General features: G+C 66.4%; 20 protein-coding genes. 9 read left to right on the top strand and 11 right to left on the bottom strand.

Annotated features, from left to right (window positions below; genetic code table 11):
• Positions 1-7 precede the first annotated feature (7 nt).
• On the bottom strand, positions 8-1525 hold the full coding sequence (gene xseA / locus U9J33_RS02035; protein WP_324697531.1) for an exodeoxyribonuclease VII large subunit: 1518 nt from the start codon (positions 1523-1525) through the stop codon (positions 8-10).
• Between the two features lie 5 nt (positions 1526-1530).
• Here xseA and purD point away from each other — a divergent pair, with 5 nt between their 5' ends.
• Together purD and U9J33_RS02025 are read left to right on the top strand one after the other, a co-directional pair.
• Entirely contained in the window at positions 1531-2817 is a 1287-nt protein-coding gene (gene purD / locus U9J33_RS02030; protein ID WP_324697529.1) for a phosphoribosylamine--glycine ligase, read from the top strand.
• Positions 2807-3385: a hypothetical protein gene (locus tag U9J33_RS02025; RefSeq protein ID WP_324697528.1), complete on the top strand. Its 579-nt coding sequence runs from the start codon at positions 2807-2809 to the stop codon at positions 3383-3385. Before purD ends, U9J33_RS02025 begins: the two co-directional genes overlap by 11 nt.
• On the opposite strand, the gene U9J33_RS02020 is transcribed toward U9J33_RS02025, so the two are convergent.
• From U9J33_RS02020 to U9J33_RS02010, 3 genes are all read right to left on the bottom strand, one after another.
• Complete coding sequence (locus tag U9J33_RS02020) at positions 3375-3791, bottom strand: hypothetical protein (RefSeq protein WP_243692582.1); 417 nt, start codon at positions 3789-3791, stop codon at positions 3375-3377. The genes U9J33_RS02025 and U9J33_RS02020 overlap by 11 nt on opposite strands.
• Entirely contained in the window at positions 3788-4324 is a 537-nt protein-coding gene (locus U9J33_RS02015) for a hypothetical protein (protein ID WP_054442030.1), read from the bottom strand. Before U9J33_RS02015 ends, U9J33_RS02020 begins: the two co-directional genes overlap by 4 nt.
• Positions 4325-4454: 130 nt before the next feature.
• Positions 4455-5462 carry an adenosine kinase gene (locus U9J33_RS02010; RefSeq protein ID WP_185998319.1) on the bottom strand — a complete coding sequence of 336 codons (1008 nt, stop codon included), beginning with the start codon at positions 5460-5462 and terminating at the stop codon, positions 4455-4457.
• Positions 5463-5695: 233 nt separating this feature from the next.
• Here U9J33_RS02010 and U9J33_RS02005 point away from each other — a divergent pair, with 233 nt between their 5' ends.
• Positions 5696-6115 (top strand): hypothetical protein, encoded by a 420-nt coding sequence (locus tag U9J33_RS02005; protein WP_324697525.1) that lies wholly within the window; start codon positions 5696-5698, stop codon positions 6113-6115.
• A gap of 156 nt (positions 6116-6271) precedes the next feature.
• Here the strand turns inward: U9J33_RS02005 and U9J33_RS02000 are convergent, their stop codons facing one another.
• Complete coding sequence (locus U9J33_RS02000) at positions 6272-6979, bottom strand: DUF1013 domain-containing protein (RefSeq protein ID WP_054442031.1); 708 nt, start codon at positions 6977-6979, stop codon at positions 6272-6274.
• 153 nt (positions 6980-7132) lie between these two features.
• Complete coding sequence (locus U9J33_RS01995; RefSeq protein ID WP_324697522.1) at positions 7133-8134, bottom strand: NAD(P)H-quinone oxidoreductase; 1002 nt, start codon at positions 8132-8134, stop codon at positions 7133-7135.
• Between the two features lie 89 nt (positions 8135-8223).
• Here U9J33_RS01995 and U9J33_RS01990 point away from each other — a divergent pair, with 89 nt between their 5' ends.
• From U9J33_RS01990 to U9J33_RS01970, 5 genes are all read left to right on the top strand, one after another.
• The gene (locus U9J33_RS01990; protein WP_054442032.1) at positions 8224-8457 is read left to right on the top strand and encodes a DUF1192 domain-containing protein; all 234 of its coding nucleotides are present in this window, start codon (positions 8224-8226) and stop codon (positions 8455-8457) included.
• Positions 8458-8603: 146 nt separating this feature from the next.
• Complete coding sequence (clpA, locus tag U9J33_RS01985) at positions 8604-10973, top strand: ATP-dependent Clp protease ATP-binding subunit ClpA (protein WP_132468621.1); 2370 nt, start codon at positions 8604-8606, stop codon at positions 10971-10973.
• Positions 10974-11055: 82 nt separating this feature from the next.
• On the top strand, positions 11056-12060 hold the full coding sequence (locus tag U9J33_RS01980) for a ligase-associated DNA damage response exonuclease (protein WP_324697519.1): 1005 nt from the start codon (positions 11056-11058) through the stop codon (positions 12058-12060).
• 96 nt (positions 12061-12156) lie between these two features.
• Complete coding sequence (locus tag U9J33_RS01975; RefSeq protein ID WP_324697517.1) at positions 12157-13761, top strand: cisplatin damage response ATP-dependent DNA ligase; 1605 nt, start codon at positions 12157-12159, stop codon at positions 13759-13761.
• 113 nt (positions 13762-13874) lie between these two features.
• Positions 13875-14231 (top strand): group II truncated hemoglobin, encoded by a 357-nt coding sequence (locus U9J33_RS01970; protein ID WP_324699098.1) that lies wholly within the window; start codon positions 13875-13877, stop codon positions 14229-14231.
• Positions 14232-14287: 56 nt separating this feature from the next.
• On the opposite strand, the gene U9J33_RS01965 is transcribed toward U9J33_RS01970, so the two are convergent.
• From U9J33_RS01965 to U9J33_RS01945, 5 genes are all read right to left on the bottom strand, one after another.
• Complete coding sequence (locus tag U9J33_RS01965; RefSeq protein WP_324697515.1) at positions 14288-14569, bottom strand: DUF167 domain-containing protein; 282 nt, start codon at positions 14567-14569, stop codon at positions 14288-14290.
• A complete protein-coding gene (locus U9J33_RS01960; RefSeq protein WP_324697513.1) occupies positions 14569-15132 on the bottom strand; it encodes a gamma carbonic anhydrase family protein in 564 nt (187 codons plus the stop codon). The genes U9J33_RS01965 and U9J33_RS01960 overlap by 1 nt, the downstream gene beginning before the upstream one ends.
• A gap of 25 nt (positions 15133-15157) precedes the next feature.
• On the bottom strand, positions 15158-15733 hold the full coding sequence (locus U9J33_RS01955) for a GNAT family N-acetyltransferase (protein WP_054442037.1): 576 nt from the start codon (positions 15731-15733) through the stop codon (positions 15158-15160).
• 4 nt (positions 15734-15737) lie between these two features.
• Positions 15738-16733, bottom strand: coding sequence for a porphobilinogen synthase (gene hemB / locus U9J33_RS01950; protein ID WP_324697511.1), 996 nt, complete (start codon positions 16731-16733; stop codon positions 15738-15740).
• An 88-nt stretch (positions 16734-16821) separates the two neighbouring features.
• Entirely contained in the window at positions 16822-18420 is a 1599-nt protein-coding gene (locus tag U9J33_RS01945; protein ID WP_324697509.1) for a M23 family metallopeptidase, read from the bottom strand.
• A 209-nt stretch (positions 18421-18629) separates the two neighbouring features.
• On the opposite strand from U9J33_RS01945, the gene U9J33_RS01940 reads away from it, so the two are divergent.
• The gene (locus U9J33_RS01940) at positions 18630-21251 is read left to right on the top strand and encodes a helicase-related protein (RefSeq protein WP_324697506.1); all 2622 of its coding nucleotides are present in this window, start codon (positions 18630-18632) and stop codon (positions 21249-21251) included.
• Positions 21252-21270: the final 19 nt, after the last annotated feature.

Below are 21270 nucleotides of genomic sequence, written 5' to 3'. Positions count from 1 at the left end.
GCGCCGTTCAAAACAAATCGCCCTGCCTCGAAGTGTCCGCCTTCGGTCGCACCGGGCGCTTTGGCGCCGCCGCCTCGGCAGCAGGTTCCGCAGGTTGTGCCGCTGCGGCGCGGGGTGCGGGCGGCGCCTCGGCCCCCACCGCGACCACAAGCTCGCCATCCCGGAATTCCAGCGTCAGCAGCGATTCGCGCGACGCCGCTTCCCGACTGGTCAGCGCGCGGCCGTCCGGGCCCTTGGCAAGGACGTAGCCCCGCTCCAGCGGCCGCTTCGGATCGAGCTGCGGCAGCACGCGGGAAACCGGCGCCAGACCGTCGCGCGCCATGGTCCAGCGGCGCGTGAGCAGGCGCGGGGTGAGGCCGACGCGCAGCAGCCGCTCCTCGCTGCGTTCCATCCGGTGGCGCAGCAGGGGCAGCGAAAGGCGCGAGGCGGTACGGCCAAGCTGTTCACGTTTGCGGCCCGCTTCGTCACGCAGCCCGCGTCGCAGGCGTTCGGACAGTTCGTCAAGCTTCTGCGCCTTGGCGGCCAGGATCGCCTCGGGCCTGGGCAGGCGCTGGACGCGGGCTTCCAGCCGTTCGCGGCCCAAGGTGACCGGGCGCAGCGCGCAGCGGCGCTTGCGATAGGCCAGTTCGTCGAGTGTCGCGGCCAGTTCCATGCGCACCGGAACCGCCATTTCGGCGGCAGCGGTAGGCGTGGGCGCGCGGCGATCGGCGGCATAGTCGCACAGCGTGGTGTCGGTTTCGTGCCCGACCGCCGAAATCACGGGAATCGACGACTCGGCCACGGCACGAACCACGATTTCCTCGTTGAACGACCACAAGTCCTCAATCGAACCGCCGCCGCGCGCCACGATCACCAGATCGGGGCGCGGAACCGGGCCGCCGGGACGGATCGCCGAAAAACCGCGCACGGCATTGGCAACCTGCTGTGCCGAGCCTTCGCCCTGCACCAGTACCGGCCAGACGAGGACGTGGCTGGGGAAGCGATCGGCAAGGCGGTGAAGGATATCGCGAATCACCGCGCCGGTGGGTGACGTCACGACGCCGATCACGCGGGGCAGGAAAGGCAGTTCCCGCTTGCGCTCTGGCGCGAAGAGGCCTTCCGCGGCAAGCCGCGCGCGCAGCTTTTCGAGCAGCGCCAGCAAGGCGCCCTCGCCCGCGATCTCCATCGATTCGATGACGACCTGGTATTTCGAACGCCCGGGATAAGTCGTGAGCTTGCCGGTGGCGATCACCTCGATGCCGTCTTCGGGCCGGAACGCCAGCCGCTGCGCACCGCCGCGCCACATGACGCCGTCGATCACCGCCTTGTCGTCCTTGAGAGCGCAATAGAGGTGGCCCGAAGCCGCGCGCTTGACGCCCGAAAGCTCTCCGCGCAGGCGCACGAAACCGAAACGATCCTCCACCGTGCGCTTCAGCAGATTCGAAATCTCGCTGATCGAGAGCGGCGCAGCGTTGTCCCCGGCCGCTTGCTTCGCTACCAGCCCCCCGGAACGACCATCATCGAATTCGTCGTCATCGAAAGGCACGGCTAATGAACATCCTTCTTCTGGGCTCTGGCGGCCGCGAACATGCGCTGGCCTGGAAGCTGGCGCAATCCCCGCTTTGCGAGACCCTATGGGCTGCGCCGGGTAACCCGGGCGTCGCCGAAGTCGCAAGCTGCATTTCGCTGGATGTCACCGATCACGCGGCGGTCATCGCCTTTTGCGAGACGAACGTGGTCGGCCTCGTCGTCATCGGCCCCGAAGCGCCGCTGGTCGACGGTCTGGCAGATTCCCTGCGCGCCGAGGGCTTTTCGGTGTTCGGTCCGAGCCAGGCGGCGGCCCAGCTCGAAGGTTCGAAGGGCTTCACCAAGGACCTGTGCGAACGCGCGGGCATTCCCACCGCCGGTTACGACCGCGTCTCCAACGAGGCGGACGCCATGGCCGCGCTGGCGAAGTTCGGCGCCCCGGTCGTCATCAAGGCGGACGGTCTTGCCGCCGGCAAGGGCGTGACCGTTGCCATGACCATGGCCGAGGCCGAGGACGCCGTGCGCGAGATCTTCTCGGGCCGCTTCGGCGAAGCCGGCGCCGAGGCCGTGATCGAGGAGTTCATGGAAGGCGAGGAAGCCAGCTTCTTCGCGCTTACCGACGGTTCCACCATCGTCCCCTTCGCCTCGGCGCAGGACCACAAGCGCGTGGGCGACGGCGACACCGGCCCCAATACCGGCGGCATGGGCGCCTATAGCCCTGCCCCGGTGCTGACGCCCAAGCTCGAGGCCGAAGTGCTCGAACGCATCATCGCGCCGACCGTGCGCACGCTGCAGAACGAAGGCACGCCCTATTCCGGCGTGCTGTTCCTGGGCGTGATGCTGACGCGCGAAGGCCCCAAGCTGATCGAGTACAATTGCCGCTTCGGCGATCCCGAGTGCCAGGTGATGATGCTGCGCCTCGAATCCGATCTGGTGGAACTGCTCCACGCCTGCGCCGACAACCGCCTCGCCGCGATCGAGCCCCCGCGCTTCAGCCGCGATACCGCGCTCACCGTGGTGATGGCCGCGAACGGCTATCCGGGCACCCCTGAAAAGGGCGGCGCGATTGCCGGTATCGCCGCGGCGGAGGCAAACGGCGCCAAGGTGTTCCACGCCGGTACCGAATTGAAGGACGGCGCACTCGTCGCCAGCGGCGGCCGCGTGCTCAACGTGACGGCGCGGGCCGCTTCGGTCTCCGAGGCGCAGGCCAAGGCCTATGCCGCCGTGGATGCGCTCGATTTCCCCACCGGCTTCTGCCGCCGCGACATCGGCTGGCGCGAAGTGGCGCGCGAGAAGGCTCATGGCAAGTAAGGTCGATACGTTTCTGAAGAGCTCACTGGCGGCAGCGGCGCTGCTCGCCGGTGCCGGCGTCGGCTATTACTACGGCGTGTTCCTGCCCGGACAGGCCGCCCGGCAGGAAGCCCGTGTGCTGGCCGAGCAGGAAGCCCGGCAGAAGCAGCAGGACGCGCAGACCAAGGCGCAGGAACGCGAACAGGCCGAACAGTCGCGCCGGCAGGAAGCCGCGCAGCAGGAATATCAGGACTGCCTGAACTTCGCGGAACTGTCCTACAAGCAGCGCTGGACCGCGAGCTGCCGCGCACAGCACGACGCCGACGTGGCCGCGCTGGCGGACTGTGCCGACAATCTCTTCGCCACCGAGGACGGCTGCCGCGCCAAGGTCCCCGTCCGGCCGGAACGCGATTGCGCCCTGCCCGGGCAGACCGCGCAGAGTTATTCGGATGCGCGCGAACAGCGCAAGGCCGAATGCCTTGCCCGCTTCCAGTCCAACCAGCCGCCTGCCCAGTCGCCTGCCCAGTCGATCCCGCCGGCCGGGGCGACCGGCTACGGCCCGCCGGCCGGTCAGCCGACTACCTTCTGATCTCCCGGCAGACGAGCCGCAGCGGGGCGATCTCGATTACCGGCGTTTCCCACGGGTGAATCGCCATGATGCGGTCCACCGCCTGGCGAAACGTCGGGTCGTCGGCGCGGCAGGGCGCGTGGACCTTGACCACCACGGTCGGTGAAAGGCTGATCTTGCCGGATTCTCCGACCGTGGGCGTCGCATCCTGCCCGGGCACGAAGCTCTCCCAGCCCAGGCCCATCTCGACCACGCCCTTGTAGAAGCCGAAATTGCCGAGCTGGTTGTCCTCGCGAATCGTCGCCAGGATCGATGCGAGAACCGGGTCGCGCTCCGCCGCCTCGCCGTCTCCCGCCAGCATGGCGGCAAGAGTCTCCTGCGTAACGGGAACATGGACGCGCAGCATCGTCGCTTCACGGGTGATCATGCCGGTTCATTCTCCATCAGCAGTTTGACGACCATCGCGAGGCGCTTGGCATCCTCGCGGGCAAGGTGTTCCGCCGGCAGGCGAATCCGGGCCTCTTCCAGCGCCGCATCGACCTGTTCGCGCGAAACGCCCTGCCCGACCATCCATTCCCCCAGGAAGCGGATCGGGAACGGCAGGCTTTCTCCGATTCCCTGGCACAGGATTTCCAGCCAGTACTGGTCGAGATCGGCATCGGAATAGACCTGCCGGTCCCCCACGAAGGCGATGAGTTCGGACAGCACCTGCTCCGGCGGAAGCCCCTCCGATTCGAGAGTGGCAAAGCTGATGCCGTGCAGCGCCTCGGCCTCTTCCGACCAGTCCCACGTCCGCCACACCGGAAGGGGTCTTATCAGCCAAGCACGGCTTTGCCCGTCGACCCGCGCCACCGCCACCTCGATGGGATAGGACGGGCCGTATTCCGGCAGGCAGCTTGCCTCGAAGTCGATGAGGGCCGGTTCGCCCTGTGGATCGTGAGCCGGTATGTGCTGGGCCATGAGTGCTCCTGATCGGGAAAAGGCCAGCCTCGCGCGCAAAAGGCGCCGCGTCAACGCCGTGCCGGACGCAAAGAGGGCTCCGTTCTTGCGAACGGAGCCCTCTTTTCCTGCCGCTGCCGGCCCGGCCGGATCAGCCGACGCGTTCGGCGATCAGCGCCTGGAGGTCCGCCTCAGGGCGGGCACCGTAGTGCGAGATGATCTCGCAGGCGCAGATCGCGCCATACTTGAGGCATTCCTCAAGGCTCTTTCCGCGCACATGGCCGAACAGGAAGCCGGCGGCGAAGAGATCGCCCGCGCCGGTGGTGTCCACCACGCGCCCGATCGGCTCGGCGCCGACCCTGGCGCGCTGGCCGTCCGAGAACGCCTCGGCGCCGTCCGCACCGCGCGTGACGACCAGCACCGGAATCTTCGGCGCCAGTTCGGCAACGGCCTTCTCGAAATCGTCATGGCCGACGAGCGCCGCCATCTCGTGTTCGTTGCAGAACAGCACGTCGATCTTGCCGGTCTCGATCAGGTCGAGGAAATCGGCGCGGTGACGGTCGATCACGAAGCATTCCGAAGGGGTGAAGGCGATCTTCCGGCCTGCCGAACGGGCAGCCTCGATCGCCTTGCGCATGGCCGCGCGCGGTTCTTCCGGGTCCCAGAGGTAGCCTTCGAGGTACAGCACGGCCGCGCTGGCGATGGCGCTTTCGTCCAGCGCTTCTGCGGGAAGGTAGTGGGATGCGCCGAGGAAGGTGTTCATCGTGCGCTGGCCGTCGGGCGTGACGAAGATCAGGCAGCGCGCCGTCGGCGGGTTGCCGGGGCGGGCCGGAACGTCGAAGGCGATGCCGCCGGCGCGGATGTCATGCGTGAACACTTCGCCGAGCTGGTCTTCGGCGACCTGGCCGATGAAAGCGCAGCGCGCGCCGAGCGCGGCAAGACCGGCCAGCGTGTTGGCGGCGGAACCGCCCGAAATCTCGCGGGCGGGGCCCATGGCGTCGTAGAGGCTCTTCGCCTGGTCGGCGTCGATCAGCATCATGCCGCCGCGCGACAGGCCGAGTTCCTCGATCAGCGAGTCCTCGCAGTTGGCGATGACGTCGATGATGGCGTTGCCGATGGCAATCACGTCGAGGCTGGGCGGCACGGGGGATTGGGCCATGCGGAAAAGAGTCCTTGGAATTGTCTGGAAGTCAGGTCGCGAGTAGCGTGCAGCCCGCCGCTTCGCAAGCGTGGCGGCAGTTGACAGCTTCGGAACGCCGCGCGATGCCGGGCGTGACCATGATCGACCAGAGCCAGGCCCGGGCCTCCCTTCCCGCTTTTCGCCGTTCCGTTTCTCGCCCCGCCGCGCTTAGGTGGTTCGCGCTTCAGAGGCCCGCGCCCCGGTGGCCGGCAATGCGCGGCCCTCTTGCCGCCGCTGCGATGGCCGCATTGCTGGCCGCCTGTTCGAGCACTTCGGGCGGAGTTTCCAGCACGCCGACCGCCCCGCCCCAGCGCGGCAGCCGGATCCCCGCGGTTCGCCAGCCCTCGCATACCGCGCGCAATCCCAGCATCCAGACCATCCCCGGCGTCGAAGGCGTGATCGGATCGAACGAGGGCCAGCTCGTGCACATGTTCGGCCAGCCCCGTCTCAATGTATGGGAAGGCGATGCCCGCAAACTGCAGTTCACCGGGAATGCCTGCCTGCTGGACATCTTCCTTTACCCCTCGACCAGTTCGAAGGAGCCGGTCGCCACTTATATCGATGCCCGCCGTTCTTCCGACGGGCAGGACGTTGACCGCGCCGCCTGCATCGCCGCGCTGCGCAAGCCCTGACCGGCAGGTTGTCGGGGAATCCGGGATACGCGAAAGCGCACCGCGCACATGCGAAAACGCCCGCGAGCAGCAAGCCTGCTCGCGGGCGTTTTCGTGTTCCAGCGGAAGGGAACGGCGGATCGGGGCGATCCGCTATTCCCTGATCCGGGTGCCGGGTTACTCGCCGGTTTCTCCGGCAGCCTCGGCAGCGCGCTTGGCTTCGAGCCAGGCGGCGACTTCGGCTTCCTGCGCGGCTTCGCTGGCCGCGCGCGAGGCGGCTTCGCGTTCGGCGCGCAGTTCCTCGATCAGGGCGTCGCGATCGTCGGTCAGACGTTCGTCGCTCTGGCCATCGTCCTGGATGCCGGCCTTCTTGGCGGCCTTGAAGACGATGAAGTCGAGTTCACGCTGCGAACAGAGGCCCAGCGTGACCGGGTCCTTCGGCGTGATGTTGGCGATGTTCCAGTGCGAACGGTCGCGGATCGCGGCGATCGTGTTGCGGGTGGTGCCGATCAGCTTGCCGATCTGCGCGTCCGAAACCTCGGGGTGGTTGCGCAGGATCCATGCGATGCCGTCGGGCTTGTCCTGACGCTTGGACACCGGCGTGTAGCGCGGGCCCTTGGTACGGCTGGAGGTGACCGGAACCTTGTGCATACGGAGCTTGTACTCCGGGTTTGCCTGGCCCTTCTCGATCTCTTCCATGGTCAGTTCGCCCGAACGCACGGGATCGCGTCCGGTATACTTGCTGGATGCCAGGTCATCGGCCATCGCCTGAACTTCGAGCATGTGCAGGCCGCAGAACTCTGCGATCTGCTCGAAGGTCAACGCAGTGGTATCGACCAGCCACGAGGCGGTCGCGTGCGGCATCAGCGGAGTGGGCTGGCTCATGTCTCTATCTCCGGCGGAAACAATAAGGGCCGCCCCTTCGCGGAGCGGCCGTACAGAGCCGATTTAGGGAAACTTTGTCCATTCGGCAAGCAAAAGCCTAGCTTTCGGCAACTCTGTTCTGCTTGCCGCTGCTGCGATTCGTCCCGGACCCGATCAGACTTCGAGCACGATCTTTCCAACGTGGTCGCCCGCCTCCATCCGCGCATGGGCCGCAGCGGCCTCGGCGAGCGGGAATCGGGTGTCCATGACCGGGCGCAGCACCCCATCCTCGACCAGCGGCCAGGCATTGGCGCGAATCTCCTGGGCGAGCAGCGCCTTGAACGAATCCGTGCGCGGACGCAGCGTCGATCCGGTCAGCGTGTACCGGCGGCTCATGACGACGGCCATGTTGATTTCCGCCTTCGCGCCGCCCTGCACGGCAATGGTGACATGCCGGCCATCGGGCGCAAGGCACTTCAGATTGCGCGAGACGTAATCTCCCGCGATCATGTCCAGCACGAGGTCCACACCCCTGCCCCCGGTGATCCGGGCGACTTCCTCGACGAAATCGACGCTCCTGTAGTCGATCGCATGGTCGGCGCCGATCTCCAGCGCGCGGGCGCACTTGGCGGGCGAACCGCAGGTCACGATCACGGTAAGGCCGAACTGGCGGCACAGCATGGTTGCCATGGTGCCGATGCCGCTGGTGCCGCCATGGATGAGGATGGTCTCCCCTTCCCGCGCCCAGCCGCGTTCGAACACGTTGTGCCACACGGTAAACAGGGTCTCGGGCAAGGCCGCCGCCTCAGCGAGAGAAAGCGATTCGGGCACCGGGAGGCAGGCGCCCACCTTGGCGATGCAATATTCGGCATAACCGCCGCCCGCCACCAGTGCGCAGACGGCCTGCCCCGGCACGAATTCGCTCACGCCTTCGCCCAGCGCGGCGATCCGGCCCGAGATTTCCAGCCCCGGCAGCGGCGATGCGCCGGGCGGCGGCGGATACTTGCCCTGTCGCTGCACCACGTCCGGACGATTGACGCCGGCAAAGGCAACCCTGACGAGAACCTCGCCGGAACCGGGCGACGGAACGGGCACCGTCACGGGCCGGAGAACCTCGGGACCGCCGGGCGTTTCGAAGCCGATCGCGGTCATCGTACTGGGTAGGTTGGCTAACATGATCATCCTGTTGCCACAGTCCCACTTTGAAGTGGAACATAATTTCTGGCCATTGACAGTGCCGAAGTACAGTCCGATGCTGCATTGCAATGGACGACGACGATCGACCGCGGCGGTGGTCATCCGAGAACAACCCCGGAAGGGCTGAACTTGGTGCCGCCAGCCTTCTCGCCAGCGAAAGCCTAGATCGCTTTTCGCTGGACGAACTCGACGCACGCGTCACGCTTCTCGAAGCAGAAATCGAACGCATCAAGGCTCACCGGCAGAAATCGGCCGCGCACATGCGCGCCGCGGATGCCCTGTTCAGGCCGAAGCAATCATGATCGTCGTCACACTGGGCCCGATCCCGGACCTTACCTTTCACGTCAACCTCGCAACCCTCCTGAGCGACCCTATATATGAGTTGAAACGAAGCCCTATCAAAACTCCCCCGCAAGGAGAGTCTCCCTCCCAAATGAAAGTCTTCTAGATGCCAAGTTTCGCGCAAAGCCTGGAAAAGACACTGCACTCGGCCCTGTCGCACGCTTCCGAGCGCAGCCATGAGTACGCCACGCTAGAGCACCTGCTGCTCGCCCTGATCGACGATCCGGACGCGGCACAGGTCATGCAGGCATGTGGCGTGGACCTTGGCGACCTCGGTGACGTGGTGCGCCAGTACCTCGACCAGGAATACCAGTCGCTCAAGACCGAGGAAAAGGGCGATCCCGCCCCCACGGCAGGCTTCCAGCGCGTGATCCAGCGCGCGATCCTGCACGTCCAGTCCTCTGGCAAGGATACCGTCACCGGCGCCAACGTGCTGGTCGCGCTGTTCTCCGAACGCGATTCCTACGCCGTCTACTTCCTGCAGCAGCAGGACATGAGCCGCCTCGACGCCGTCAGCTACATCAGCCACGGCATCGGCAAGGGCGGCAAGCGCGTGGAAGACCGCAGCTCCAAGGGCAACGAGGAACACGCCCCCACGCCCGAGGAAAAGGCCGAGGCCAAGAACGCCAGCAAGAAGGATTCGGCGCTCGACCAGTTCACCGTCAATCTCAACGAGAAGGCGCTGCTGGGCAAGGTCGACCCGCTGATCGGCCGCGGCCCCGAAGTGGACCGCACGATCCAGATCCTCTGCCGCCGTTCGAAGAACAACCCGCTCTATGTGGGCGATCCCGGCGTCGGCAAGACCGCCATCGCCGAAGGTCTGGCGCGCAAGATCGTCGAAGGCGAAGTGCCCGAAGTCCTGGCCGAAGCGGTGATCTACTCGCTCGACATGGGCAGCCTGCTGGCCGGCACCCGCTATCGCGGCGACTTCGAGGAACGCCTGAAGCAGGTCGTCTCCGAACTGGAGAAGATGCCGCACGCGATCCTGTTCATCGACGAGATCCACACGGTGATCGGCGCCGGCGCCACCAGCGGCGGCGCGATGGATGCCTCGAACCTGCTCAAGCCCGCGCTGTCGGGCGGGACGATCCGCTGCATCGGTTCGACCACCTACAAGGAGTTCCGCAACCACTTCGAGAAGGACCGCGCCCTGCTGCGCCGGTTCCAGAAGATCGACGTGAACGAACCCACCGTGGAAGACACGATCAAGATCCTGCGCGGCCTGCGTACCGCGTTCGAGGAACACCACAAGGTCAAGTACACGCCGGACGCGATCAAGACCGCGGTCGAGCTTTCGGCGCGCTACATCAATGATCGCAAGCTGCCCGACAAGGCGATCGACGTGATCGACGAAGTGGGCGCGATGCAGATGCTGGTGCCCCCCAGCCGCCGCAAGAAGACGATCACCGCCCGCGAGATCGAGCAGGTGATCGCCACGATGGCGCGCATCCCGCCCAAGTCGGTCAGCTCGGACGACAAGAAGGCGCTCGAGAATCTCGAACGCGACCTGAAGCGCGTGGTGTTCGGCCAGGACAAGGCGATCGGGGTGCTTTCCACCGCGATGAAGCTGAGCCGTGCGGGGCTTCGCGATCCGGACAAGCCGATCGGCTCGTTCCTGTTCTCCGGCCCTACCGGCGTCGGCAAGACTGAAGTGGCCAAGCAGCTCGCCGCGGTCATGGGCATTCCGATGCAGCGCTTCGACATGTCCGAATACATGGAGCGTCACTCGGTCAGCCGCCTGATCGGCGCGCCTCCGGGCTATGTCGGGTTCGATCAGGGCGGGTTGCTCACCGATGCCGTCGACCAGCAGCCGCATGCGGTCCTGCTTCTCGACGAAATCGAAAAGGCACACCCCGACCTGTTCAACATCCTGCTGCAGGTGATGGACAACGGCCGCCTGACCGACCACCACGGCAAGACCGTGGACTTCCGCAATATCGTGCTCATCATGACCACGAACGCGGGCGCATCGGACATGGCCAAGTCAGGCATCGGTTTCGGCGACGTTTCCAAGGCGGATGCCGGCGAGGAAGCGGTGAAGCAGCTCTTCACCCCGGAATTCCGCAACCGTCTCGATGCCATCGTGCCCTTCGCCTATCTCGGCAAGGAAACGATCAGCCGGGTCGTGGACAAGTTCATTCTCCAGCTCGAACTCCAGCTGGCCGACCAGAACGTCCACATCCAGTTCGACTCCGATGCGCGCGAATGGCTCGGCCACCGCGGCTATGACAAGCTCTACGGTGCCCGCCCGATGTCGCGCGTCATTCAGGAGAAGGTCAAGCAGCCGCTGGCGGAAGAACTGCTGTTCGGCAAGCTGGCGCAGGGCGGCGAGGTTCACGTCTCCGTCAAGGAAGACGCGCTGAACTTCGAACTGACGCCCGCCGCGCCCAAGGTGGTCAAGGGCAAGAAGGCCCCGGCCGCAAAGAAGTCGGCCAAGAAGCCCGGTCCCCAGTCGGAAGCCAACGCGGACGACTGATCGCACGGCCCCCGCGGGCCAGCAGGATCGACGATCAGGAAATGGGGCGGGAACCACAGGGTTCCTGCCCCATTTTGCTCACATGCCTCGCGATTTCTCCTGGATCCGACCTGAGCCCTGGGGAATCCACGTCGTCCCCGCCGATTGCTGGATCGATCCCGCCCGCCCGGTGGCGCGGGCACTGGTGACTCACGGCCACTCTGACCATGCGCGCGGCGGGCACGGCGAAACGGTCGCCACGCCGGAAACGCTCGCCATCATGAAGTTGCGCTACGCAACTTCCGAGGGCGCCGTGCCGGTCGCCTATCATGAGACGCTGAAGCTCGCCGGCGGCGTATCCGCCACTTACATCCCTGCCGGGCACGTCCTGGGCTCCGCACAGATTCTCCTCGAACATGCCGGCGAGCGCATCATCGTGACCGGCGATTTCAAGCGCCGCGCCGATCCCACCTGCCCGCCCTTCGAAGTGACGCCCTGCGATGTCCTCATCACCGAAGCCACCTTCGGCCTTCCCGTATTCCGCCACCCCCCCGTCGAGCACGAGATCGCCAGACTGCTCTCCGCCCTCGCCGTCAATCCGCAGCGCTGCGTGCTGGTCGGTGCCTATGCCCTCGGCAAGGCGCAGCGCCTGATCGCCGAACTGCGCCGCGCAGGACATCATGACGCCATCTACCTGCATGGCGCGATGGAGCGGATGTGCCGGCTTTACGAGGAACTCGGCGTCGATCTCGGCGAACTGCGGATGGTGAGTGACGTCACGAAGTCGGACCTCGCCGGAAGTGTGGTCATCGCGCCGCCTTCCGCCCTCAACGACCGCTGGAGCCGCCGCCTCCCCGATCCGATCACCGCCATGGCCTCGGGCTGGATGCGGGTGCGCCAGCGCGCCCGGCAGCGGATGGTCGAACTGCCGCTGGTGATTTCCGATCATGCGGATTGGGACGAACTGACTCAAACCGTGATCGACGTGAATCCTGCCGAGACCTGGATCACGCATGGGCGCGAGGAAGCGATGCTGCGCTGGTGCCAGTTGAATCAGCGAACCGCGCGGGCGCTGGCGCTGGTGGGATACGAGGATGAAGATGATTGAGAGGATTCGCGCAAAGACGCACAAACCCGCGGCAACCGGAAAGCGCGCCGTCAGCGTGCAGCCGCGCCCCTGCCGGTCCGGCTTTGCCTGTCCCTGATGGAACGCTTCGCCGCCCTTCTGGACGCTCTGGTCTATACCCGCAGCCGGAACGCCAAGCTCAAGCTCCTGGCCGACTACCTGCATGATACGCCTGACCCCGATCGCGGATGGGCGCTGGCCGCGCTGACGGACGGGCTCGATTTTCCCGCCGTGAAGAGCTCGACGATCCGCAACCTCATGGGCGAGCGGATCGACCCGATCCTCTGGACGCTGAGCCGGGATTACGTCGGCGATTCCGCCGAGACTGCCAGCCTGCTCTGGCCCGGGCCCGAGAGCCCGCCCGATCCGCCGACCGTTACCCAGGCCGTGGACGCCCTCTCCCGCATGACCCGCGCCAATGTCATGGCCGAACTGCCGCGCCTGCTGGACCGGCTCGATGCGGAAGGACGCTATGCACTGCTCAAGCTCGCCACGGGCGCGATGCGGATCGGCATCTCGGCCCGACTGGCCAAGACCGCGTTCGCGCAGGCTTTCGATGTTCCCGTAGACGATGTGGAGGAGCACTGGCACGGCCAGCAGCCTCCTTATGCCGCCCTGTTCGACTGGGCCGCCCACGGCGCCGAGCCCCCCTCATCCGAAGACCTGCCCCTGTTCCGCCCCTTCATGCTGGCGCATCCGCTGGAGGATACCGAGCTCGATCTTGCCGACTATGCGGCCGAGTGGAAGTGGGATGGCATTCGCGTGCAGGTCGTTCGCGTTGCCGGGGAAACGCGGGTCTACTCCCGCTCGGGCGACGATATTTCCGGCACCTTCCCCGAGATTGCCGCAGCACTCCATATCGACGCGGCGCTTGATGGCGAACTGCTGGTGCGCGGCATGCACCAGGGCGGCGAGGAAGGCGGCGCCGCCAGCTTCAACGCGCTTCAGCAGCGGCTCGGCCGCAAGCTGGTGTCCAGGAAGATGCTGGCGGAATATCCGGCATTCGTGAGGCTCTATGATGCTCTCATCATCGAAGGCGAAGACCTGCGCGCGCTTCCCTGGCGAGTGCGGCGGGAGCGCCTGGAGGCGCTCGTTCCCGGGCTCGATCCCGCGCACTTCGATCTCAGCACCGTGATCCCCGCGAGCGACTTCGCCGAACTCGCCGCCATTCGCGAACGTGCACGGGACGACGCGATCGAGGGGCTGATGCTCAAGCGCCGCGACAGTCCCTATGTCGCCGGCCGCAAGACCGGCCTCTGGTACAAGTGGAAGCGCGATCCCCTGCTGATCGACTGCGTGCTGATGTACGCCCAGCGCGGCAGCGGAAAGCGTTCGTCCTTCTATTCCGACTACACCTTCGGCTGCTGGGACGGCGACCCGGACGATATCGCGAATGGCGGCGCGGAACTGCTCCCGGTCGGCAAGGCCTACTTCGGCTTCACGGACGAGGAATTGAAATGGCTGGACCGCCACGTCCGCAACCACACCGTCAATCGCTTCGGCCCGGTGCGCGAGACGGACAAGTCGCTGGTGCTGGAAGTGGCCTTCGATTCGGTTCATCTCAGCAAGCGGCACAAGTCCGGCCTCGCCATGCGCTTCCCCCGCATTCACCGTATCCGCATGGACAAGCCGGCCCATGAGGCGGACCGGATTGAGACCCTGAAGGCCATGATCCGGGATTGACCGGGATCAAGTTCCACGTGGAACAGATCGGCTAGAGCGGGGATGCTCTCCTTTCCGCGCCCGGAGTTTTGCCCGTGACGACCCAGACCGAAGCCCCCGCTACCCCGCACGACATGATCGGCGGCGCGCCCGTATTCGAGGCAATCGCCAATCGTTTCTACGACCTGATGGAGCAGAACCCGGCCTATGCCGAACTTCGGGCGATGCATGCCGAAGACCTCGAACCGATGCGCCGCTCACTGCCCCGCTTCCTCGCCGGTTGGGCGGGCGGCCCGCGTGACTGGTTCGAGGCCAATCCCGGCAAATGCATGATGAGCCTGCACAAGGACTTTCCCATCGATCGCATGACGGCCGAACAATGGGCGGAAGCGATGGCCCGCGCCATTGCCGAGGTCGCACCCGAACCTGCCAACATCGCGCAGGCCATGACCGATGTGCTGACCCGGATGGCCCGGGGAATGGCGCGATAGACTGCCCGGCTTCGCCGCGCGCCACGGCGATCGGCAGGGCCGCCGCCCTGCCTCCGTCAACGTTCCACGTGGAACTGCTTCTCGCGCGAAGTTGCGCCGCGCAACAATTCCAGCCGTGACGGCGCGAGATCCAGGGCAGCGGCCAGCAGTGTGCGCACCGCCTCGTTCGCCTTGCCGTCTTCCGGCTTGGCCCGCACTTTCACCAGAACGCGGCCGTCGACGATCTCCAGCGTTTCCACTTTCGCGCCGGGCGTGACGCGCACTGCCAGCCTTTGTTCGGAATCGATCAGGGCGCGCACGGCCTCTGCCGGCGGCAACATGGCCTTCGGCTTGGCCATCAGCCTTCCAGACCCAGCGCCTCGGCATGGAGACGGCCATTCACGACATAGCCTTTCACACCGGCTTGATTGGCCGCGATGGCATCGTCATCGAGGTCGCGCAGGTACTTCGCCGGTCGCCCCATCCAGAGCTGTCTTGCACCGATGCGCTTGCCGGTAAGCTGCGCACCCGCCGCCAGCATGCCATCGGATTCGATATGGCTGCCGTCCATCACGATCGCGCCGAGGCCGACGAAGGCGCGGTCTTCCAGCGTAGAGCCGTGAATCATCGCCATGTGCCCGATCAGCACGTCTTCCCCGATGAGCGTCGCATAGCCTTCCGGCCGGCTGGGCTTGGGGCTGTCGCAATGAATCACGGTGCCGTCCTGCACATTGGTCCGCGCGCCGATCACGACGCGATTGACGTCGGCGCGGATCACGCAGTTGTACCAGATGCTGACATCCGGCCCGATCTCGACATCGCCGATGATACGGCAGCCGGGGGCGATGAAGGCGCTCGAATGAATCCGGGGCGCCTTGCCGTGGATGGCGGCCACGGTGATATCGGTTCGGTTCTGAATCATCCTGCCCTCTTCCCGCCGCGCCGGTTCAGCGCGGCTGCGCGGCCCATTCCTCGCGCGTGATCGAATAAACGATGGTGTGCCGCAGCGGTGGCTCGAAGCGCAAGTCGTCGTAATCGAGTTCCTGGCGCCGACGCATGCCCAGACGGCGCATGAGCCCCCAGCTCGGCTCGTTCTCGATCACGGTGATGGCGAAGATTTCCTCCGCGCCGAACTGCCCGAAGCCGGCATCGAGCGAGGCGGCGGCGGCTTCCTTCGCATAGCCCTTGCCGTGCGAGTCACTGCGCAGCCGCCAGCCGATCTCGAACGCGCCGAGGAACGAAGCCCCCGGCGCGTCGATCTTCTTGAGACCGCAAAAGCCGAGCATCTCCCCGGACAGGTCACCGCCATCGGCCTTCCGCTCGGCGATCCAGAACGTGTGCCCCCAGCTTTCATGGAAGCCGAGCATCCGGGCTTCCGAAGCCGCCAGCCGCTCCGCATCCATCACCCCGCCCAGCCAGCGCATGACCTGCGGGGTATTGGTGACTTCGGCGAAGCGCGCGATGTCGCCCGGTTGCCAGTTTCGCAGCACCAGACGGTCCGTCTCCAGTCGGAACGCCGTCATGACGTCACTTCTGCAGGAGGCGTGCGGCGTGGACGGCGTGATATGTCAGCACCCCCGAAGCGCCCGCCCGCTTGAAGGCCAGAAGGGTTTCCAGCACCATCGCATCGCGGTCCGCCGCGCCGGCCGCTACCGCCGCCTCGATCATCGCGTACTCGCCCGAAACCTGATAGGCGAAAACGGGAACCTCGAAGGTTTCCTTCACCCGGCGCAGAATATCGAGATAGGGCAGGCCCGGCTTGACCATGACGCTGTCGGCGCCTTCATCGAGATCCATCTCGACCTCGCGCAGCGCTTCCTCGGCATTGGCCGGGTCCATCTGGTAGGTCTTCTTGTCACCCTTGAGCAGGCCGCGCGTGTTCACCGCGTCGCGGAACGGACCGTAGAACGCCGAGGCATATTTCGCGGCGTAGCTCATGATCTGGACGTTGACGAAGCCCTCGTCCTCCAGTGCATCGCGAATGGCGCCGATGCGGCCGTCCATCATGTCGGAGGGGGCGATGATGTCGGCCCCTGCCCGCGCCTGATTCAGCGACTGGCCGACCAGCACTTCCACCGTCTCGTCATTGAGCACGTAGCCGTCGTCGTCCACGAGCCCGTCCTGCCCGTGGCTGGTATAGGGATCGAGTGCGACATCGGTCAGCAGGCCGATCCGGTCGCCAAGTTCATCGCGGATGGCGCGCAGCGCGCGGCACATGAGGTTGTCGGGGTTGAGCGCTTCGGCGCCGTTATCGCTGCGCCGGTCGGGCTGGGTGTCGGGGAACAGCGCAAGGCAGGGAATGCCGAGATCCGCCGCTTCTTTGGCACGCTGGACCATCAGGTCCACCGACCAGCGCGACACGCCCGGCAGCGAGGCGATGGGCTGTTCGACGCCCGTTCCCTCGGTCACGAAGACCGGCCAGATCAGGTCGGCAGGGGTCAGCACCGTCTCACGGTGCATGGCGCGGCTCCAGGCCGTGGCGCGCGCGCGGCGCAGGCGGGTGTGGGGATATGCTCCGGTCATGACAGGGTGATTGCCGGAAAAGCGCAGGCGGTTCAATGAGACGGACTGTCCAAGGCATCAACCGAGGTTGTGCGAAACGGCAGCGCCCTTATTCGGCCGGTTTGGGGGCCAGCCGGTCGATCTCGCGCTGCGCTTCGGTCGGGCCGTCGGCGGGGGCGGCGATATCGCCAAGCGCCTCGCCGGGCTGGACGCCGAGCAGCGCGTTCATTCGCGCCTTGAAGGCATCCTTCTCCTTGCCGTCGATCTGCGGTCGCGAAATGAAACGCAGACCCGACGGATTGATCGTCTGCCCCCCGCGATAGGCTTCGAAGTGAAGATGCGGCCCGGTGGAAAGGCCCGTCGAGCCGACATAGCCGATCACCTGCCCGGCCTTGACCCGCGCGCCTCGGGCCACGGCGATACGGCTCATGTGGCCATAGCCGGTATCGAGTCCGCCTCCGTGGCTCAGGCGCACATAATTGCCGTGCCCGCCATGCCGTCCCGCAAAGTTCACCACGCCGTCGGCCACGGCATAGATCGGCGAGCCATAGGCCGCGCCGTAGTCGATCCCGGCGTGCATGCGAACGTAGCCGAGAATTGGATGACGGCGCTTGCCGTAAGGCGAGGTCATGTGCCCGGCGACCGGCATTCCTCCCGGCGCCCCTCGTGCCTGGGTAAGCGCGGATGCGGCGAACATTTCGCCGTCCTTGCCCCAGCGCAGCAATTGCACGCGCGGTTTCCCGCCGTGATCGAGCCCGGCATAGAGCAGTTCTCCCACCTCGCGCTCGCCCTTGGCGGAGCGCTTGTAGGCAACGACGATGTCGAACTGGTCCTGCGCGGCAATGTCGCTTTCCAGGCTCAGATACTTGTCGATGGCGCGCAGGTAGGACTGGATCGCCCCCACCGGCGCGCCTGCATTGCGGGCGGAACGGTAAAGGCTTGAACCCACCGTGCCGCGAATGCGCAGCGGCGTCTCGTCCACGCGGATCGGATGGCGCACCAGCGCAAGGTTGCCGCCGGGACCACGCTCCACCGAAATATCGAGATCGAAGCGGGCGCGGAAATCCATCGAGTCCATCGCCCGAGGAGCGTTCGGTGCCGGGCGGCGGCCCATGGTAATGTCGAAACGCGTGCCGGAGGAAAGATCGCCCAACGGCACCGCCTGACTCACGAGCCCCGCAATCTGCGAGACGTCCGTCGCCCCCACGCCAACCCGCTCCATCATGCGGGCGAAACTGTCCCCCTGCGCCAGCGTCGAGACGATCTGGATCGAGGGACGCTCCGGCACCCCGGCCAGCGGACGCACCAGCGGGCTCGCACCCATGTGGCGGCCGCTGTCGGCACCCAGCGCCAGCGGTGAAATGGTCTGGCTGCGAAACTCGTCGCGGCTGCGATCGGCGATCGGCATCGCGGTGGCCGCTTCCACCGCGGCGAAATCGGGCCACATGGCAATGGCCGCGGCACTGAGGCCCAGCAGCGTGGCAAGCCCCCGGAACCAGCGGCGACTGCCGATATCGCAGGCCAGGTCCGGCGCGATCTCGGCATCATGGCACCAGCGTTCGATACCCTGCTTCCAGCGGGTCAGGATCGGCGGTTTCCCGGGAATCGAAACGCCGGATTCCGGCGCATGATCGTGCAGCACCTGGTCGTGCGAGAGCGCCGCGACATGCGCCGCGCCATCGCCACCCTGATCCTGTGCCCTGAACAAATTGCCACTTCCCGCGTTCACGCCCGAACTTGCGGCGCGTGCTGCAAACGACCTGTCGGCCCCGGCCCGATCCCGCGAACCGGCGGCTCATGGGGCGACCTTCTGCCCCCTCAAGGTTAATCTCCAGCTAACACTGTGGATTTCCACCCCGGTTTTCGATGAGCCGAGACTTGCGGGGGGCTGGAGGCAGTGCCACATTCGGCCTCGCAATGGTTCACGGCCGGCATGTCTCGTCGCGAAACGACGCCCCCAGCGGGGTGAAGGCCGTGCTCGGTCCCACGAATACCGGCAAGACCCACCTCGCCATAGAGCGTCTCTGCGCCCATTCCAGCGGAGCCATCGGCTTCCCGCTCAGATTGCTTGCGCGTGAGGTCTACGACCGCGTCTGCAAGATCAAGGGCGAGCGGAACGTCGCCCTCATCACCGGCGAGGAACGCATAGAGCCCAAGGATGCGCGCTACCTGCTCTGCACGGTGGAAGCGATGCCGGTGACGGAGCGCAGCCTCGCCTTCGTGGCCATCGACGAAGCCCAGCTCGGCGCCGACCGCGAGCGCGGCCATGTCTTCACCGATCGCCTGCTTCACGCGCGCGGCCGGGAGGAGACCATGATTCTCGGTTCCTCCACGCTGGAACCGATGGTCAAAGCGCTGGTGCCCGGTGTCGAGGTGATAACCAGGCCGCGTTTCTCGACGCTTTCCCATGCGGGGGCCAGAAAGCTCTCCCGCATCCCGCCGCGCAGCGCCATCGTCGCCTTCTCGGCCGAGCAGGTCTACGCGATCGCGGAAATGCTGCGGCGCTTCCGTGGCGGCGCCGCGGTCGTCATGGGCGCTCTGAGCCCCCAGACGCGCAATGCCCAGGTCGAGCTGTACCAGTCCGGCGAGGTCGATTATCTCGTCGCCACCGACGCTATCGGCATGGGGCTCAACCTCGATGTCGAACATGTCGCCTTTGCCGGGCTCTCGAAGTTCGACGGCCAGCGCCACCGGCGGCTCACCACTTCGGAAATGGCCCAGATCGCCGGACGCGCGGGCCGCCACCAGAAGGACGGCACCTTCGGCACGCTCACCGGCTCCGGCGGGCATGATTCGGAATTCGAACCGGACGAAGTCTACGCGATCGAAGAGCACCGCTTCCCTCCGTTGACCAAGCTGTTCTGGCGCGAGCCGGACCCCCGGTTCGACAGCGTGGCAACCCTGATCGCCGATCTCGAAACGCCGCCCCACCGCGATGGGCTCGTCCTCGCGCCCGAGGCGATAGACCTCGCCGTGCTCAAGCGCCTTGCCGACGAAAATCAGGTTGCAGACAGTGTGCGCGGTCACGCCATGGTGCGCCGCTTCTGGGAAGTCTGCCGCCTGCCTGATTTTCGCCAGCAGGGCGTGGAGACCCATTCCCGATTCGTTGCGCGGCTCTGGCAGGACCTGCGCCACGGCGAACTCGGGGCTGACTATATGGCCCAGCAGATCGCCCGGCTCGACATTACCGGCGGCGACATCGACACCCTGCAGGGCCGCATCGCCGCGATCCGCTCCTGGGCCTATATCGCCCAGCGCCCGGACTGGGTTCTCGCCCGTGAGGAAATGGCCGCCCGCGCCCGTGCGGTAGAGGCTCGCCTTTCCGATGCCCTCCATGGCAAACTTACCGAACGATTCATCAACCGCAGGACCGCTGTGCTCATGAAGAAACTCGGCCCCGATGCCGGACTGCTTTCAGTCCGCCTCGAAGACGAGGAAGTGCTGGTCGAAGGCGAGCACATCGGCTCGCTGCACGGCTTTGCCTTCCAGGTCGATCCCGCCGCCCGCCTTTCCGATCGCAAGCTGCTGCTCGCGGCCGCCGAACGGCACCTGCCGGCCCTGCTCCAGTCCCGCGCCGCCGCACTTACCGCCGCGATTCACGAGGGCGTGGCTCCGCTCACCCTCGAAAACGGCAAACTGAGCTGGGAAGGCGAAAAGATCGCCACGCTTTCGGCGGGCCGTTCGCTGCTAGCCCCCCTGCTGGTTCCCGACCGCGTGCTCGACACGATCCCCGCCCCCGCCCGCAAGGAACTGGTGGCCGCGCTGGAAGCCTGGCTGGAAGCGGCGCTCGAACCGCTCGCCCCGTTGCGAAAGCTGGATGAGGCAAGCCGGGCCGAGGATGCCGGGCCGGAACTGCGCGCGCTGCTCATCACATTGGTCGATCGCGGCGGCATGATTCCCCGCGAGGGATCGGGCGTAGACCGGGTCGACAAGGCGCGGCGCACGATGCTGGCAAGGCTCGGCGTGCGCGTCGGCGCGCTGGACCTGTTCGTTCCCGCCATGCTGCGCCCCGGACCGATCGCGCTATGGCGCCAGCTCGCAGGGGTCGCCGGAATTAGCCGTGCCGGGAATCCCCCCGATCCGGCGATGCCGCCTGCCATGGATTCGGCGAAGCGTCACAACACTCCGGGATACCGGGACCTCGGCAAGCAACTCGTGCGCCTCGACATGGCCGAGAAACTGCTGCGCGAGGCACACGAGGCACGGAGCGGCGCGAGCGGCAACGCCAACAACAACAACAACAACAACAACAACAACAACGGCAACAGGGGCCCTTCCCGTTCGTTCTCCCTGGATCCGGCACGTGCGGTGTCGATGGGCCTGACGACCGCCAGTTACGCCCGCCTGCTGCGGATCGGCGGATTTCAGGCGCTGGTGCCGCGTCCGCTGGCGGAGGGCGCTTATGGCCCGCCGGCACCGGTGCGCTGGCGCTGGCGTCCGCCGCGGCGTGAAGCGGAGGAAATCCGGCCGGCGCCCCAGCGCAGCGACGGCGCCTTTGCGGCACTTGGCGAGCTTCTTGGTGCGGGCCGGGGCCGATAGCGAGAGGGAGGCAGGGCAA

Source organism: Novosphingobium sp. RL4, assembly GCF_035658495.1.
In the GTDB taxonomy this organism is placed as follows: Bacteria; Pseudomonadota; Alphaproteobacteria; order Sphingomonadales; family Sphingomonadaceae; genus Novosphingobium.
The sequence above is the reverse complement of the archived record's forward strand: the minus strand, read 5'-3'. Positions and strand labels throughout refer to the sequence as shown.

What these genes read in the sequence shown, in the direction of transcription:
- purD (WP_324697529.1), top strand. Translation starts at nt 1,531, where the DNA reads ATGAACATCCTTCTTCTGGGCTCTGGCGGCCGCGAACATGCGCTGGCC.
- U9J33_RS02025 (WP_324697528.1), top strand. Translation starts at nt 2,807, where the DNA reads ATGGCAAGTAAGGTCGATACGTTTCTGAAGAGCTCACTGGCGGCAGCG.
- U9J33_RS02020 (WP_243692582.1), bottom strand. Translation starts at nt 3,791, where the DNA reads ATGATCACCCGTGAAGCGACGATGCTGCGCGTCCATGTTCCCGTTACG.
- U9J33_RS02015 (WP_054442030.1), bottom strand. Translation starts at nt 4,324, where the DNA reads ATGGCCCAGCACATACCGGCTCACGATCCACAGGGCGAACCGGCCCTC.
- U9J33_RS02010 (WP_185998319.1), bottom strand. Translation starts at nt 5,462, where the DNA reads ATGGCCCAATCCCCCGTGCCGCCCAGCCTCGACGTGATTGCCATCGGC.
- U9J33_RS02005 (WP_324697525.1), top strand. Translation starts at nt 5,696, where the DNA reads ATGCGCGGCCCTCTTGCCGCCGCTGCGATGGCCGCATTGCTGGCCGCC.
- U9J33_RS02000 (WP_054442031.1), bottom strand. Translation starts at nt 6,979, where the DNA reads ATGAGCCAGCCCACTCCGCTGATGCCGCACGCGACCGCCTCGTGGCTG.
- U9J33_RS01995 (WP_324697522.1), bottom strand. Translation starts at nt 8,134, where the DNA reads ATGTTAGCCAACCTACCCAGTACGATGACCGCGATCGGCTTCGAAACG.
- U9J33_RS01990 (WP_054442032.1), top strand. Translation starts at nt 8,224, where the DNA reads ATGGACGACGACGATCGACCGCGGCGGTGGTCATCCGAGAACAACCCC.
- clpA (WP_132468621.1), top strand. Translation starts at nt 8,604, where the DNA reads ATGCCAAGTTTCGCGCAAAGCCTGGAAAAGACACTGCACTCGGCCCTG.
- U9J33_RS01980 (WP_324697519.1), top strand. Translation starts at nt 11,056, where the DNA reads ATGCCTCGCGATTTCTCCTGGATCCGACCTGAGCCCTGGGGAATCCAC.
- U9J33_RS01975 (WP_324697517.1), top strand. Translation starts at nt 12,157, where the DNA reads ATGGAACGCTTCGCCGCCCTTCTGGACGCTCTGGTCTATACCCGCAGC.
- U9J33_RS01970 (WP_324699098.1), top strand. Translation starts at nt 13,875, where the DNA reads ATGATCGGCGGCGCGCCCGTATTCGAGGCAATCGCCAATCGTTTCTAC.
- U9J33_RS01965 (WP_324697515.1), bottom strand. Translation starts at nt 14,569, where the DNA reads ATGGCCAAGCCGAAGGCCATGTTGCCGCCGGCAGAGGCCGTGCGCGCC.
- U9J33_RS01960 (WP_324697513.1), bottom strand. Translation starts at nt 15,132, where the DNA reads ATGATTCAGAACCGAACCGATATCACCGTGGCCGCCATCCACGGCAAG.
- U9J33_RS01955 (WP_054442037.1), bottom strand. Translation starts at nt 15,733, where the DNA reads ATGACGGCGTTCCGACTGGAGACGGACCGTCTGGTGCTGCGAAACTGG.
- hemB (WP_324697511.1), bottom strand. Translation starts at nt 16,733, where the DNA reads ATGACCGGAGCATATCCCCACACCCGCCTGCGCCGCGCGCGCGCCACG.
- U9J33_RS01940 (WP_324697506.1), top strand. Translation starts at nt 18,630, where the DNA reads ATGGTTCACGGCCGGCATGTCTCGTCGCGAAACGACGCCCCCAGCGGG.